Source organism: Lacinutrix sp. 5H-3-7-4, assembly GCF_000211855.2.
Taxonomy (GTDB): Bacteria; Bacteroidota; Bacteroidia; order Flavobacteriales; family Flavobacteriaceae; genus Lacinutrix.
In genome coordinates this window covers 2,560,555-2,574,820 of sequence record NC_015638.1, presented here as the reverse complement: position 1 = coordinate 2,574,820, position 14,266 = coordinate 2,560,555, and the positions used below count along the sequence as shown (strand labels likewise).

The following is a 14,266-nucleotide window of genomic DNA, read 5'->3' as shown; positions in this document are numbered from 1 at the left end:
CACAATGCAATCTACCCAAAAGGAAATAATTTACACTACAAAAAAACCATACGCTACTTTAAATACATTAACTAATTCTACTAAAAATGTGTGGTTTGTTTGCCACGGTATGGGTTATTTAAGTAAATACTTTATTCGTTATTTTAATGGATTAAATGAAAAAGAAAATTATATTATTGCTCCACAAGCTCCTAGTTTATACTACCAAAAAGGTTTTAAGCATGTTGGTGCAAGCTGGCTAACAAAAGAAAATACTTTAGCCGAAACTGAAAATATAATGGAATATTTTGATGCTATTTTAGCTGAAGAAAATATACCTAGCGATAAAAATATTATTGTTTTTGGGTATTCTCAAGGTGTAAGTGTTGCAACTAGATATGTGAAAAATCGTGAATTTAATTGTGCGCAATTGGTTTTACATTCTGGTGGTATACCTAAAGAATTAATTGCTGAAGACTTTAAACATTTAACTGCTAAAGTATCTTTAATTTATGGTACTGAAGACGAATATTTAAATGAAGAACGAATTGCTCAAGAAACTAAATTCGCTAAAACACTATTTAAAAGCAACTTAAATATTATTCCTTTTAAAGGTAAACATGTTGTTAATGTAGAAATTATTAATAGTCTTGTTTAATTTTTTAGCTTTATAGAAACTTTTTTATTCTATGATTTTAGAAAACAATAGAGCAAAACTTACTTTAATTACTTTAAATAATTTTAAAGAACTTACAAGCATTGCAAACCAAGAGCATATTATTTTTTATTCTCCAAGCGATATTTCTACTCCTGAAAAGTACAAAGCATATGTAGAAATTGCTCTTGCAGAATATGAAAATAAAAAAGCGATACCATTTATTATTTACGATAAAAAATTTAAAACTTATGCAGGCTCAACTCGTTTTGGTTTAATAAATTATACAGATAAAGTTTTACATATTGGCTGGACATGGTTAGGCACAGAATTTCAAGGCACAGGATTAAATAAAAATATTAAATATTTAATGTTAAAGTATGCTTTTGAAAACATGAATTTTGAAAAAGTAGAGTTTAGAATAGACGAACGAAATTTAAAATCTAGAAAAGCTGTAGAAAAAATTGGAGGTGTTTTTGAAGGTGTTTTGCGTGAAAATAAAATTATGAGTGATGGTTTTAGACGCAGTACTTGTTGCTATGGTATTTTAAAAAGAGAATGGCATTCGCTTAAAAACGATTTATTTTTAAACTGTAATTAGATAATTATTAATAAGGTAAAACGTTTATCCATTTTAATACAGATACAGTTATAAAAGTAAAACCTACACTATATAAAATAGCGCCTTGCCAATAAGAAAGTCGTGTTGGCCAATGTTTCCATAATTTTGAGCCAAATTCATTTTTGCCATATTCTCGAGTGAGTTTCCAATACAGAAAAATAAACGTCACAAAAATTAATAATGCTGTTATTGCCATCCAAAGATTATCCATAAACAAAATATTTAAAAACTCACTTATATGCTATAGTATATAAAACTAAGTGTATTCTAATTTACAAAAAAAAGTTTATTTACATTCAAAACAATGCAATAAGTTTTCTGGTAAATTTAATTTTTCAGAGCCTTTTAAAGCTTCTGTTACCACACCTTTTTCGTCTATTACTTTTTTTAATTCTTTAGCATAAGCTACTAAATTTGTTCTTCTGGCTTTTATTTTTTCAATAATTTCATTACCATCTATAGCAGTGATTTCTTTAGGCCAAATCTTTAAAGCATTGTTTAAAACGCTATCTGTAATTTGATTTTGAAGAAATTTTGCTTCGGTTATAAAAAGCGATTCTTTGGTATTAAGTAAAAAATAACGATCAAACGGATAAACTAAACCTGGCATGAAGTTAATTTCTTTTTCAAACGATTGTAACTCTGGAACAATGTGCTTGTTTGCTAAAATGCTTGGTATTATACCTTCGGTTTTAAAAAAAGCATTATCACGATCACCTGCTAATGGTATTGCTGTATAATTATTTTCTACTTTTTTAATAACCCAACCGTATTGTTTGGCATGCCTATCCCAATCGCCAATAAGAAAATCAAACAAGCGCACTCTTATTAATGCAGATTTATCTATTGCAACTTTATTTTCTTTTTTAAGTTTTAGCTTTTGTAAATCGTCTGTTTCAACAATTTCTGTTACACTGCTATAATCTGTCCAGTTTTTATGGCTATCGGTCTCATATTCTAATAAGTATAATCTGTTACCAAATTTCTTATTGTATTTTTTTAATACTTTTTGTTTTGGTACAAATACAATTTTAGGCTGAGTACTTAAAATATTTGCAGATTTTGCAATTTCTGAAGCTAATACAGCACCATATGGATGTTGTGCCGAAATACCATCAACAACAATATTTTCTAAACCTAAAGTACGAGCAAAGTCTGGAATTAGTGCTTTTGGATCTTTATTTATACTTCTTAAAGTATATTTTACGCCATTTTCACATTGTAATTTTAAAGAGTGTGTTTGTTTTCCTCCACCTTTTTTTATTACTTCCATTCCTCCTTTTAAAGAGTCTAGAAATACAACTGGTACTTTTATTGGTGTTTCCCATGCCTTACGATATTGCTCGCCTTGCATGAGTGTTTTTACAGTATTTGTTTTATATAATGTACTAGCGCTAATAACTACAGAGTCTATAGATTTAAAATTAAAAGTGTCTATATTATCTATATTTAATATTTCGGCTTTTTCAAAAACTTTATCTGTACTAGACAACGACCAATATACTAGTAGTATAAATACTACCAATAATACTATAAAAAACATTCCTATTTTTTTCATTGTCTATTTTAATCGCTAGGCTAAAAATAAAAACTTTGATTGAGAAATGATTGTTCTATTTAAAGAGTTTTTAGCTTATTTAAAACAAGATTAATTAAAATGGGTGTTATTTTACCAAGTTATCAATAATAGCTTTTACTGGTAAAATTTCATTGGTATGTTCTATACTTGGTCCTGCAACCCAAACCGTTTTATAAGTTGCTTTTTTAGCAGCGTTTTCGGTAGCTTTCATACCTATTGAAAAACGAATCATTTTAACCCATTTTTTCAATTTTTTATTTTTGTTTAAAATAGATTCAAGCCAAGATTCTTTTGTTCCTATTTTTTGAACATAAGGTGTATTTATTACTGTACATGGTGTACCAGAAATACGTTGAGTCATTACAATATCTTTAGCGCCATAATCTACACAGGCTTGTTTGTACTCGTCTGTAACTCCTGCTTCTATTGATGCTATAAACGGACTTCCAACACTAACGCCTTCTGCTCCATAACTTAGCATTTTATCTATATCTGCTTTGCAACCTACTCCACCAGCAGAAATTACTGGAATAGTTAATGCTTCACTTAATTGATTTGTTAATTGTTGTGGAGATAAATTCCCTCTATGACCACCAGCTTCGTTATTTACAGCAATTGCTGCATCTGCACCTAAACTTTCTACCTTTTGTGCAAAACGTAAATCGGTTACATCACAAATAACTTTAATACCTACTTTGTGTGCTTGTTTTATAGTTTCTTCTGGACTACCAAGAGAAGTAATAATAAAATCGCAACCTTCTTCGCATAAAACTTCTAATTGTCCTTTATATTTAATGTTAGATTTATTTACAATAAGGTTAAACCCAAAAGAGCCACCTTCAACTTTATTTGCTTTTAATTCTCTAATTGCTGCACGTAACTCATCTAAAGTTCTATAATTAAGAGCTGGAATACAGCCTGCAATACCACCTTTCATAGCTTCTGTAACCATTGCTACATTAGAAACTAAGAACATTGGCGCTTGAATTATTGGGTATTTTATATTTAAAAGTTGTGTAAGTTTAGTTTGCATTTTGTTGATTTTATTTGAACAAATATAATCAATAATTTATTATGCATGCATAGTTTTTTACAAACATTAACGATTAAACAAAATATTGATTTTAACAAAAAAACGCAACCAAATTAATGATTGCGTTTTTTTTTATTTGTGTTCAATCTTAAAGAGATTCCAAAATAAATTTGGAATAAGCGATTCACACAATTTTGTTTTACAAAATTGGTTCTCTGCTTACTTTACTTCTTCAAAATCTACATCTTCTACATCATCTGTAGAGTCTGCTGCTTGACCTTTTGCTCCAGCGCCTGCATCTGTTGATCCACCATTTGGTGCTCCACCTTGAGCTTCTTGCTGTGCTTTATACATTTCTTCACTAGCTACTTTCCAAGCTTCGTTAATTTTATCTAACGCTGGCTCGATTACAGCTATATCTTTAGTTTCGTAAGCAGCTTTTAATTCTGTTAAAGCTTCTTCTATTGGTGCTTTTTTATCTGCAGATAATTTATCACCAAACTCTTCTAATTGTTTTTCCGTTTGGAAAATCATAGAATCTGCTTCATTTAATTTTTTAGCATTTTCTGCTGCTTTTGCATCTGCTTCTGCATTTGCTTCAGCATCTGCTTTCATTTTCTGGATTTCTTCTTCAGTTAAACCAGAAGATGCCTCGATACGAATATCTTGAGATTTATTTGTTGCTTTATCTGTAGCCGATACTTTTATAATTCCGTTAGCATCAATATCAAACGTTACTTCAATTTGTGGTACACCTCTTTGTGCTGGTGGAATACCATCTAAGTGAAAACGTCCAATTGTTTTGTTATCTCCAGCCATTGCACGTTCACCTTGTAATACGTGAATTTCTACAGAAGGTTGATTATCTGCAGCTGTAGAGAATACTTGTGACTTTTTAGTAGGAATTGTAGTATTTGCCTCAATAAGTTTTGTCATTACATTACCCATTGTTTCAATACCTAGTGATAAAGGTGTTACATCTAAAAGTAATACATCTTTAACATCTCCAGTTAAAACTCCTCCTTGAATTGCTGCTCCTAAAGAAACAACTTCGTCTGGATTTACACCTTTACTTGGTGTTTTTCCAAAGAATTTTTCTACTGCTTGTTGAACTGCTGGAATACGTGTAGATCCACCAACTAATATAATTTCGTCGATATCAGATTTTGATAATCCTGCAGATTTTAATGCTGTTTGGCAAGGCTCGATCGTTCTTTTTACTAAATCATCGATTAATTGCTCAAATTTAGAACGTGTTAATGTACGTACTAAGTGTTTTGGTCCGCTTGCAGTAGCAGTAATATATGGTAAATTAATTTCTGTTTGCTCAGAAGATGATAATTCAATCTTAGCTTTTTCTGCTGCTTCTTTTAAACGTTGTAGAGACATTGGATCATTACGTAAATCCATAGACTCTTCAGCGTTAAACTCATCTGCTAACCAGTTAATGATTTTTTCATCAACATCATCACCACCTAAGTGTGTATCACCATCTGTAGATAATACTTCAAAAACACCATCACCTAACTCTAATATAGAAACATCATGTGTTCCTCCACCAAAATCAAATACTACTATTTTTTGGTCTGTTCCTTTTTTGTCCATACCATAAGCTAAAGCTGCTGCTGTTGGCTCGTTGATAATACGACGTACTTTTAAACCTGCAATTTCACCAGCTTCTTTTGTAGCTTGACGTTGTGCATCGTTAAAATATGCTGGTACAGTAATAACTGCTTCTCCTACTGAAGTTCCTAAGTAATCTTCAGCTGTTTTTTTCATTTTTTGTAATACCATTGCAGATAACTCTTGTGGCGTATATAAACGTCCATCAACATCAACACGTGGTGTGTCGTTATCTCCTTTTACAACTTTATATGGTACACGTTCTGCTTCATTTTTAGACTCAGAGTATTTGTTACCCATAAAACGTTTAATAGAATAAACTGTTTTTGTAGGGTTTGTTACTGCTTGTCTTTTAGCTGGATCTCCAACTTTAATTTCTCCACCTTCAACAAAGGCGATTACTGATGGTGTTGTTCTTTTACCTTCAGCATTTGGGATAACTACTGGCTCGTTACCTTCCATTACAGAAACGCAAGAGTTGGTAGTTCCTAAATCGATTCCAATAATCTTACTCATAGTTTTATGTTTTGTTTTTATGTTTTTTCGCTTTAATGCTGAATGTTTTCAATTTAAAAGCGAAACTTAATTTTATTAATTATTTACGGTAGCATTAAGTCAATGATTATGCCATTGAAAAAAATATGACAGGTTGTCAGAAATTAAAAAAATTGTGAAGTATTTTAAAATACGATAGAAAGCAAAAACCTATATTTGCGGGATTATAAAAAGGAACATAAATTATGGAATGTATTTCGGTTTTTGATATGCTTAAAATTGGTGTTGGACCATCGAGTTCTCACACTTTAGGACCGTGGCGTGCTGCAGAGAGATGGTTGCACGAATTAAAACAAGATGATGTTTTTAAGGATATTACACGAATTCAGGTAGATTTATATGGCTCTCTATCATTAACCGGTAAAGGTCATGCCACAGACTTAGCAGTAATGTTAGGTTTAAGCGGAAGCGATCCAGAATATATACCTACAGACACTATAGATATTATTATTGCCTCTATAGAAAATACAGAAAAACTGGTTTTAGGAAATGAAAAGATAATAGATTTCGATAAAAACTCTGAAATTATTTTTAACCGTGTGTTTCTTCCGTTTCACTCTAATGCCATTACATTTACTGCGTTTAGCTTAAATACCGAAATTCATCAATCTACGTTCTATTCTATTGGTGGCGGTTTTGTTATAAAAGAAGAACGTACTGTTGATGCCGAAAATAAAGAATTAATAAAAGAATTTCCTTTTCCAAGTCACACCGCAACACAGCTTTTAAACTTTTGTAACACCGAAAACAAATCTATATCTGAAATTGTTTTAGAAAATGAACGCTCTCTTAGAGATGATGAAACTATAGATCATGAGCTACAACGCATCTGGCAAACTATGTTAGACTGTATGTTTATTGGTTGCCATACTGAAGGTACTTTACCTGGCGGATTAAACGTGCGCCGTCGCGCTTTTGATATGCATAAAAAATTAAATATTGAAGTGCCTTACGTTACCTCTAAAGATTGGTTACAATCTATTAGACAAAGTGAAGTTAAGTTTCGCCAAATTTTAAAATGGGTTAGCTGCTTTGCTTTATCTGTAAACGAAGTTAATGCTTCTCTTGGTCGTGTAGTTACTGCGCCTACAAATGGAAGTGCTGGAGTAATTCCAGCTGTATTAATGTACTATATGGTTATTGAAAACCATGATGCCGATTTTAAACATATTAAACAATTTTTATTAGTTGCTGGAGAAATAGGAAGTATCTTTAAAAAAGGTGCCACAATATCTGCCGCCATGGGTGGCTGCCAAGCAGAGATTGGTGTATCTAGCGCCATGGCAGCTGGAGCTTTAACAGAAGTACTTGGTGGTACTCCAGAACAAGTAATGATTGCTGCAGAAATTGCAATGGAACACCACTTAGGTTTAACTTGTGACCCTATTGGTGGTTTGGTTCAAATACCATGTATAGAAAGAAATTCCATGGGAGCAATAAAAGCTATTAATGCTGCAGAATTAGCTCTAGAAACCGATCCTAAAAACGTTAAAGTACCTTTAGACAAAGTAGTAGATACTATGTGGGAAACCGCAAAAGACATGAATAACAAATACAAAGAAACTAGTGAAGGTGGCTTGGCTATACGTGTGAATATGGCAGATTGTTAGTAGTGAGTAGTGAGTAGTGAGTAGTGAGTAGTGAGTAGTGAAAATTATATTTTTTGAAATAAATTTTTAAGTATTAGTCATTACATCCGTTTTGTCGGCGAGTATCTACTATATAAAATATTTTCCAACCATCACTTGTTTTTATTAATTGAAATGAGTTTACACCGCAATGACTAAGTTGGCCATTAAACCAAAACTCATAATCTGTCCAAACATTTGCCATATTACCATCAATTTTTATGGTATAGTTTAAAATTTTCTCATTAAACTCCTGAAATTCTGGTATTGAAATTATTGACTTTAAAAAATTAGAGTATTTTGTTGTAGACAACTGTACGATTCCATTATTATCTTTATTTATAGTTTGCAACTGTAACTGTTTATAAATTACAGATTTTAATATTGTAGTGTCCTGCTTATGAAAACCTTCAAAAAAACGTTCTATTACTTGTTTTACTTCTAAATTTGAATTGGACTCTGTTTTAGATTGAGCCTTACTACTGGTTATTAAAAAAAAAGCTAAAACTATAGGTAGATATTTCATAATTATTAAATATATAAATGCAATGTACTGTTTTTCAGAATTAAATAAAAATAGCGCTATATATCGTAAATTTACTATTTTTACAGTCTATCTTAATTTAAATTAAATGTCTGTAGCAAAAAAAGAATACAAAAGAGTTACCGTTAAATCTTTAATCGATATGAAAAAACGTGGAGAGAAAATTTCCATGTTAACAGCATACGATTATACCATGGCCAAAATTGTTGATGGCGCTGGTATTGATGTTATATTAGTAGGAGATTCTGCCAGTAATGTTATGGCAGGACACGAAACCACTTTACCTATAACATTAGATCAAATGATTTACCATGCATCTTCTGTTATTCGTGCTATAGAACGTGCACTTGTTGTTGTAGATTTACCTTTTGGTAGCTACCAAAGTGACCCTAAAGAAGCTTTACGTTCTGCCATTAGAATCATGAAAGAGTCTGGTGGACATGCCGTAAAAATGGAAGGAGGAAAAGAAGTAAAAGAATCTATAAAACGTATTCTTCATGCTGGAATTCCTGTAATGGGACATTTAGGTTTAACGCCACAATCTATTTATAAATTTGGAACTTATACCGTTAGAGCAAAAGAAGAGCAAGAAGCTCAACGCCTTAAAGAAGATGCCTTAATGCTTGAAAAAGCAGGATGTTTTGCTATTGTTTTAGAAAAAATTCCTGCAAAATTAGCACAAGAAGTTGCCCAAAGTGTTTCTATACCTGTAATTGGTATTGGTGCTGGTGCTGGTGTAGATGGCCAAGTATTAGTAACACATGATATGGTAGGAATGACGCATGAATTTAATCCGCGTTTTTTACGTCGTTACATGAATTTATATGAAGAAATGACCAACGCATTTACACAATATGGTGAAGATGTAAAATCTGGTGATTTCCCTAATGATACTGAGCAATATTAAGCAGTTAGCAAATTATTATTCTTGTATTTGTGACTAAATTTTTAGAAAAAGTACTATCAAATAAAAATAACCTTCAAGTTATTTACGAAGACAACCACATAATTGTGGTTAATAAACGTGCAGGCGATATTGTACAAGGTGATAAAACTGGAGATAAGCCTTTAAGCGACGTTGTTAAAGAATATCTTGCAGAAAAATATAATAAACCAGGAAATGTCTATTTAGGAACTGTACATAGGCTAGATAGACCAACAACAGGATTAGTAATATTCTCTAAAACCAGTAAGGCTTTACCACGCTTAAACAAATTGTTTGTATCAAAAGATATCTCAAAAACCTATTGGGCTTTAGTAAAAAACAAACCAAAAAAGGAAAAGGATACTTTAATACATTGGCTTAAAAAAAATCCTAAAAACAATAAGTCTAGAGCACATATAAAAGAAGTTCCAGACAGTAAAAAAGCAATTTTACACTATAAAACCATTAAGGTTTTAGATAACTATATTTTACTTGAAGTTAACTTAGAAACTGGACGCCATCACCAAATACGTGCGCAACTTTCAAGTATTGGCTCACCAATTAAAGGTGATTTAAAATATGGTTTTGACCGCAGTAATAAAGATGCTAGTATAAGTTTACATGCTAGAAACATAAAGTTTATACATCCTGTTTCTAAAATTGAATTAGATATAACTGCTCCATTACCTAACAATGCAATTTGGAATGCTTGTATAGATTAGTACTATATAATTTACATCTTATAAAATATTTACTAACTTAGGAGTACTAATTATTTTTTATGATTCCTGAACTACTCCAATCTCAAAAAAGCTATTTTAAAACTGAAGAAACCAAAAATGTAGCCTTTAGAAAAAAATCTTTAAAACAATTAAAGGCTGAACTTGTAAACCAAGAAAGTAAAATTATTGAAGCTTTAGCCAAAGACTTTAATAAACCTGCTTTTGAGACAGTTTTAACAGAAACATCTGTAGTACTATCAGAGTTGGACCATATGATTAAAAATCTAGAAAAATGGTCTAAACCAAAATGGGTGCTTCCTAGTTTAATTAATTTCCCTTCAACAGATATTTTATACTCAGAGCCTTATGGACAAACTTTAATTATAGCACCATGGAATTACCCTTACCAATTAGCAATGGCGCCATTAATTGCCGCTATAGCAGCTGGAAATACTGCTATTTTAAAACCAAGCGAATTGACTCCGCATACTTCTGCTCTATTAAAACAAATAATATCTCACGTATTTAAACCAGAACATGTTACCGTTGTAGAAGGTGGCGTTGATGTTTCTACAACATTATTAAAACAACGTTGGGATTATATTTTTTTTACAGGAAGCGTTAACGTAGGAAAAATTGTAGCCAAAGCTGCTGCCAAGAATCTTACACCGGTTACTTTAGAATTAGGCGGAAAAAATCCATGTATAATAGATCAAACAGCAAACATTAACCTTACAGCTAAACGTATTGTTTGGGGTAAATTTTTAAATGCAGGACAAACTTGTATTGCTCCAGATTATATACTAATTCACGACAGTATAAAAGCATCGTTCTATAAAGCAATTAAAATTGAAATTGAAAATGCATATTCAAAAAATCCAGAAAACTCTAAAGATTTTTGTCGTATTGTAAATACTAAAAACTTTAAGCGTTTAACTAAAATGTTAGAAAATGAAAACTGCATTGTTGGAGGTGATATAAATGAAAAATCCCTTTACATTTCTCCAACAGTAATAGATGAGCCAAATCTTGATAGTGAAGTTATGAAAGATGAAATATTTGGTCCTATTTTACCTGTAATTTCTTTTAAGGATAAAACCAAAATTGAAACTATAATTACTAGTTACAATAAACCATTATCGCTGTATATATTTACTACACAAACAAATGCTGCTAAAAAATTAATTGAAAAATTCTCATTTGGTGGCGGTTGTATTAACGACACTGTTGTACATTTTGCAAATCACAGGTTACCTTTTGGAGGTGTTGGTAATAGTGGTATTGGTGCTTATCATGGTAAACTATCTTTTGATACCTTTTCACATAAAAAACCTGTTGTAAATAAAGGAAATTGGCTAGATTTACCCTTACGTTACGCACCATATAATGGAAAACTAAATAAAATTAAAAGCTTACTAAAATGGTTATAAATTACGCTTTGTGAATATATGGATATTGTAATTCTAATTGTGTGCCTTTACCAATGTTAGAACTTAAATTATAAGATGTATTTATAAGTTCTGCACGACTTTTCATGTTTAGCAATCCTGAACCCTTATTTACCGTAGCCATATCAAAACCTTTACCATCGTCACTAGCAGTAATAATTAGCTTTTCTGGTTTATAATTTAAAATTACACTCAGGTTTTTAGCTTCAGAATATTTTACTGTATTAGAAAAGAATTCTTGCAAAATTCTAAATACAATAATTTCATGTTTTTTATTTGCAAACGGAATAACATCTCCTTTAACTTGAAGTTCTGCCGATGCAAATTTCATTTTTTTAAGTCTATTTAACTCATTTGTAATAGATTGTTCAAAACCAATATTTAAAATCACTTCATTGTTTAATGATCGTGATAGCATACGTACTTCTTTTAAACTTTCTTTTACAGTGCTTGCTGCTTCAGAAAAATTTTCTTTTACATCATCACTAATTTGAGTTTTTAAAATATTCATTTGCATACTTGCCGCTGCCAATAATTGACCTACATTATCGTGTAATTCCCAACCAATATTTTTTAAAGTTTGCTCTTGTATCTCGGTTTGTGCATTAGATAACTCTTCCTCAAAAGCTTGTTGTTGCTTTATTTTATCTATTAAAAGTTTATTTTTTCTTTTTTGGAATACTACAAAAAATAATATTACCAATGAGGTAACTATTACCAAAACACCAATCATGTAAATTAATAAATAGCGTTCTGCCGCTGTAGATTTTTTTACGTCTTGAAGTATTGTAGTAATAAATATTAAGTTATTCATTTTTTGGTTTTGGTTTAAATACTATAATATTAATAGCAAAACAAGAATACATAAAGATATTGGCAAAAACAAAAAGGCTTTGTTTTTAATTACAAAAATCTAATCTTGTTTTATATTTTGTTACATTAATATTATTTTTTTTTAATATTTTTTATTGGTTTAGACACTATTAACCCTATAATAAAAGTGATGTACATAAAAGCATTCGCTAAAAATAAAATTTGCCATTTTAGTATTATATAACTCCAATCTGATGTATTAAAATAACTTTCAAAAAATGTTAATGGCGTAATTAATATTATAAATACTATAAATGCACAACTTATATAAAAGGTTAAATTATTATAGAATTTTAAGATTTTTTCAGACTTTAATGTTTGAAAAAAATAATTACTGATTAAGAAAAATATTGTTAGGAAACTTAATAATTCTAAAATTTTAATTAAGCCATATTTTAAAGTTTTCCATTTTAAAACAACTAAAAAAAAGGAGACTATAAAAAAACTATAACCTACAAAAGCAAATAGTTTTTTTGACTGTATATTGTTTAAATTCTTTCTAAAATAATAACATAAAAATAGTGTAGAATTAATTACCCAAAATATTTGAAACCACCAATAGTTTTTTTGAAACACTGTTCCTGCAATAGCTTCTTTTATCCAATTTAAACTCTTATTCTCACTTATATAAATAGTGTAGGAACCAATATTTTCAACAAATAGTATATATATTAAAAAATAGATAAAAAATCGCTCGTGAGAAACTTTAAACTTTTTATAGCAAATAATACCAATAATAGCAGCAAGAATTTCTAATCCTTTAATTGTAATGCTATAATATGCTATTAAAAAGTCTTTCACAAGTTCATTTTTTGTTCAACTTTATCTGCTTTTCTGGTTTAGAAACAATTAAACCAATGGTAAAAGTGGTGTACATAAAAAAATTAGCAAATAGATAAATTTGCCATTTTAGAATTACAAAATTCCAATCTGTTTTATTAAAATATATATCATAAAAAACTAATGGAGTCATAATTAACCACCAAATTAAAATGGCACAGCTGATATAAAAATTTATCGATTTGTAAAACTTTAATATTGTTTCACTTTGCAAAATTTCTACAAAATAAAGTATTGTACAAATTAATACTACAATTGCTCCTAACACATTTATTAATGGAAAAAAACGATTAAAGTAATCTTGAAAATTAATAATAATTTGAGCTACTGAAATAATAAGAAAAAATATGCCGCTATATTTTATAATTACTTTATAGGTCGTGCTTTCTATAATTTTATAATAGTAATAACTAAAAAATAGTATACTTCCAATTGACCAAGTGATAGTTGATAGCCAATAGTTTTTTTCAAAAATAGTTCCTTTCAGAAAATTTAAAAAGCCATCATTATTAACAAATAAAGTATATGTGCAAAGTAATTCACATATAAAAAGATAAAACAGAAAATATATAAAATATTTAGCAGCCATATGTTTATATTTTTTATAAAATAATAAACCAGTTATAACTGCTAAAATTTCGAAAGAAAAGATTAATAAAAGATAATTTGACCTTAAAAATTCTTTCATTATCTATTATTGAGGGTAATTAGCACTTGGCGGATAGCCTCCAGTTCCTTGATTTATAGGGTTTACACCTGGTATATCACCATTTTTTGGTTTTGCAGCAGCGCCACCACGAGCAGTAATATCACTAGAGGTTGGCACAATAAACATTGTGGTATAGCCAACAGTTGTACTATCTCCTGCCTTTGTATCTGGATAAGCTCCTAAATACACTCGAATACCATCCATGGTGTAACCTAATTCTTTACTTTGGTTTTGTGCATATACTATATAATCTTGAATGTCTTGTAATGACCACCACGACGAACGGTTATCTGGACGCATAACTATCTCGGCACTTATTAATTGGTGTCTAGCATTAAAGTTTTCGTCTAAAATTTCTGCTTCTCGAGGAGATATAACACCATTTGGCTTTATAATTTCTATTGCACCTTCTTCTGTATTTTTATTACAAACAAAATACATTATTAGTGCTCCTATAAATAAGCCTACAATTAGGCTAATAAAATTTCTCATTGGTTTAGTTAATTTATTGGTTATTTAATTTTTTTAAAA

At 30.1% G+C, this 14,266-nt stretch carries 15 protein-coding genes; 6 read left to right on the top strand and 9 right to left on the bottom strand.

The window, feature by feature from the left end; all coding sequences use genetic code 11:
• Positions 1-4 precede the first annotated feature (4 nt).
• Together LACAL_RS11585 and LACAL_RS11580 are read left to right on the top strand one after the other, a co-directional pair.
• Complete coding sequence (locus LACAL_RS11585; protein WP_013870928.1) at positions 5-637, top strand: alpha/beta hydrolase; 633 nt, start codon at positions 5-7, stop codon at positions 635-637.
• Positions 638-668: 31 nt separating this feature from the next.
• The gene (locus tag LACAL_RS11580) at positions 669-1,235 is read left to right on the top strand and encodes a GNAT family N-acetyltransferase (protein ID WP_013870927.1); all 567 of its coding nucleotides are present in this window, start codon (positions 669-671) and stop codon (positions 1,233-1,235) included.
• A gap of 7 nt (positions 1,236-1,242) precedes the next feature.
• On the opposite strand, the gene LACAL_RS11575 is transcribed toward LACAL_RS11580, so the two are convergent.
• From LACAL_RS11575 to dnaK, 4 genes are all read right to left on the bottom strand, one after another.
• A complete protein-coding gene (locus LACAL_RS11575; RefSeq protein ID WP_013870926.1) occupies positions 1,243-1,467 on the bottom strand; it encodes a hypothetical protein in 225 nt (74 codons plus the stop codon).
• 75 nt (positions 1,468-1,542) lie between these two features.
• Entirely contained in the window at positions 1,543-2,814 is a 1,272-nt protein-coding gene (locus LACAL_RS11570) for a hypothetical protein (RefSeq protein ID WP_148256139.1), read from the bottom strand.
• Positions 2,815-2,920: 106 nt separating this feature from the next.
• The gene (locus tag LACAL_RS11565; RefSeq protein ID WP_013870924.1) at positions 2,921-3,868 is read right to left on the bottom strand and encodes a nitronate monooxygenase family protein; all 948 of its coding nucleotides are present in this window, start codon (positions 3,866-3,868) and stop codon (positions 2,921-2,923) included.
• Positions 3,869-4,087: 219 nt separating this feature from the next.
• The gene (gene dnaK / locus LACAL_RS11560; RefSeq protein WP_013870923.1) at positions 4,088-6,007 is read right to left on the bottom strand and encodes a molecular chaperone DnaK; all 1,920 of its coding nucleotides are present in this window, start codon (positions 6,005-6,007) and stop codon (positions 4,088-4,090) included.
• Positions 6,008-6,231: 224 nt separating this feature from the next.
• Between dnaK and LACAL_RS11555 the strand changes: the two genes are divergently transcribed.
• Entirely contained in the window at positions 6,232-7,656 is a 1,425-nt protein-coding gene (locus LACAL_RS11555) for an L-serine ammonia-lyase (protein WP_013870922.1), read from the top strand.
• 73 nt (positions 7,657-7,729) lie between these two features.
• Here LACAL_RS11555 and LACAL_RS11550 read toward each other — a convergent pair whose 3' ends face one another.
• A complete protein-coding gene (locus LACAL_RS11550; protein WP_013870921.1) occupies positions 7,730-8,200 on the bottom strand; it encodes a hypothetical protein in 471 nt (156 codons plus the stop codon).
• Between the two features lie 106 nt (positions 8,201-8,306).
• Between LACAL_RS11550 and panB the strand changes: the two genes are divergently transcribed.
• The 3 genes from panB to LACAL_RS11535 are packed head-to-tail and all read left to right on the top strand — an operon-like array spanning position 8,307 to position 11,295.
• The gene (panB, locus tag LACAL_RS11545) at positions 8,307-9,125 is read left to right on the top strand and encodes a 3-methyl-2-oxobutanoate hydroxymethyltransferase (RefSeq protein ID WP_013870920.1); all 819 of its coding nucleotides are present in this window, start codon (positions 8,307-8,309) and stop codon (positions 9,123-9,125) included.
• Between the two features lie 29 nt (positions 9,126-9,154).
• Positions 9,155-9,865 carry an RluA family pseudouridine synthase gene (locus LACAL_RS11540; protein ID WP_013870919.1) on the top strand — a complete coding sequence of 237 codons (711 nt, stop codon included), beginning with the start codon at positions 9,155-9,157 and terminating at the stop codon, positions 9,863-9,865.
• A 59-nt stretch (positions 9,866-9,924) separates the two neighbouring features.
• Positions 9,925-11,295, top strand: coding sequence for an aldehyde dehydrogenase (locus LACAL_RS11535; protein WP_013870918.1), 1,371 nt, complete (start codon positions 9,925-9,927; stop codon positions 11,293-11,295).
• Position 11,296: 1 nt separating this feature from the next.
• Here the strand turns inward: LACAL_RS11535 and LACAL_RS11530 are convergent, their stop codons facing one another.
• From LACAL_RS11530 to LACAL_RS11515, 4 genes are all read right to left on the bottom strand, one after another.
• A complete protein-coding gene (locus tag LACAL_RS11530) occupies positions 11,297-12,127 on the bottom strand; it encodes a sensor histidine kinase (protein WP_013870917.1) in 831 nt (276 codons plus the stop codon).
• A 131-nt stretch (positions 12,128-12,258) separates the two neighbouring features.
• Positions 12,259-12,987 carry a hypothetical protein gene (locus LACAL_RS11525; protein ID WP_013870916.1) on the bottom strand — a complete coding sequence of 243 codons (729 nt, stop codon included), beginning with the start codon at positions 12,985-12,987 and terminating at the stop codon, positions 12,259-12,261.
• Between the two features lie 4 nt (positions 12,988-12,991).
• Positions 12,992-13,714 carry a hypothetical protein gene (locus LACAL_RS11520; protein ID WP_013870915.1) on the bottom strand — a complete coding sequence of 241 codons (723 nt, stop codon included), beginning with the start codon at positions 13,712-13,714 and terminating at the stop codon, positions 12,992-12,994.
• Between the two features lie 6 nt (positions 13,715-13,720).
• Positions 13,721-14,227 (bottom strand): hypothetical protein, encoded by a 507-nt coding sequence (locus tag LACAL_RS11515; protein WP_013870914.1) that lies wholly within the window; start codon positions 14,225-14,227, stop codon positions 13,721-13,723.
• Positions 14,228-14,266: the final 39 nt, after the last annotated feature.

Bases quoted from the DNA above. Each gene is read 5' to 3' on its own strand.
- LACAL_RS11520 (WP_013870915.1), bottom strand. From the start codon at position 13,714: ATGAAAGAATTTTTAAGGTCAAATTATCTTTTATTAATCTTTTCTTTC.
- LACAL_RS11530 (WP_013870917.1), bottom strand. From the start codon at position 12,127: ATGAATAACTTAATATTTATTACTACAATACTTCAAGACGTAAAAAAA.
- LACAL_RS11565 (WP_013870924.1), bottom strand. From the start codon at position 3,868: ATGCAAACTAAACTTACACAACTTTTAAATATAAAATACCCAATAATT.
- LACAL_RS11580 (WP_013870927.1), top strand. From the start codon at position 669: ATGATTTTAGAAAACAATAGAGCAAAACTTACTTTAATTACTTTAAAT.
- panB (WP_013870920.1), top strand. From the start codon at position 8,307: ATGTCTGTAGCAAAAAAAGAATACAAAAGAGTTACCGTTAAATCTTTA.
- LACAL_RS11570 (WP_148256139.1), bottom strand. From the start codon at position 2,814: ATGAAAAAAATAGGAATGTTTTTTATAGTATTATTGGTAGTATTTATA.
- LACAL_RS11515 (WP_013870914.1), bottom strand. From the start codon at position 14,227: ATGAGAAATTTTATTAGCCTAATTGTAGGCTTATTTATAGGAGCACTA.
- LACAL_RS11585 (WP_013870928.1), top strand. From the start codon at position 5: ATGCAATCTACCCAAAAGGAAATAATTTACACTACAAAAAAACCATAC.
- LACAL_RS11555 (WP_013870922.1), top strand. From the start codon at position 6,232: ATGGAATGTATTTCGGTTTTTGATATGCTTAAAATTGGTGTTGGACCA.
- dnaK (WP_013870923.1), bottom strand. From the start codon at position 6,007: ATGAGTAAGATTATTGGAATCGATTTAGGAACTACCAACTCTTGCGTT.
- LACAL_RS11575 (WP_013870926.1), bottom strand. From the start codon at position 1,467: ATGGATAATCTTTGGATGGCAATAACAGCATTATTAATTTTTGTGACG.
- LACAL_RS11550 (WP_013870921.1), bottom strand. From the start codon at position 8,200: ATGAAATATCTACCTATAGTTTTAGCTTTTTTTTTAATAACCAGTAGT.
- LACAL_RS11535 (WP_013870918.1), top strand. From the start codon at position 9,925: ATGATTCCTGAACTACTCCAATCTCAAAAAAGCTATTTTAAAACTGAA.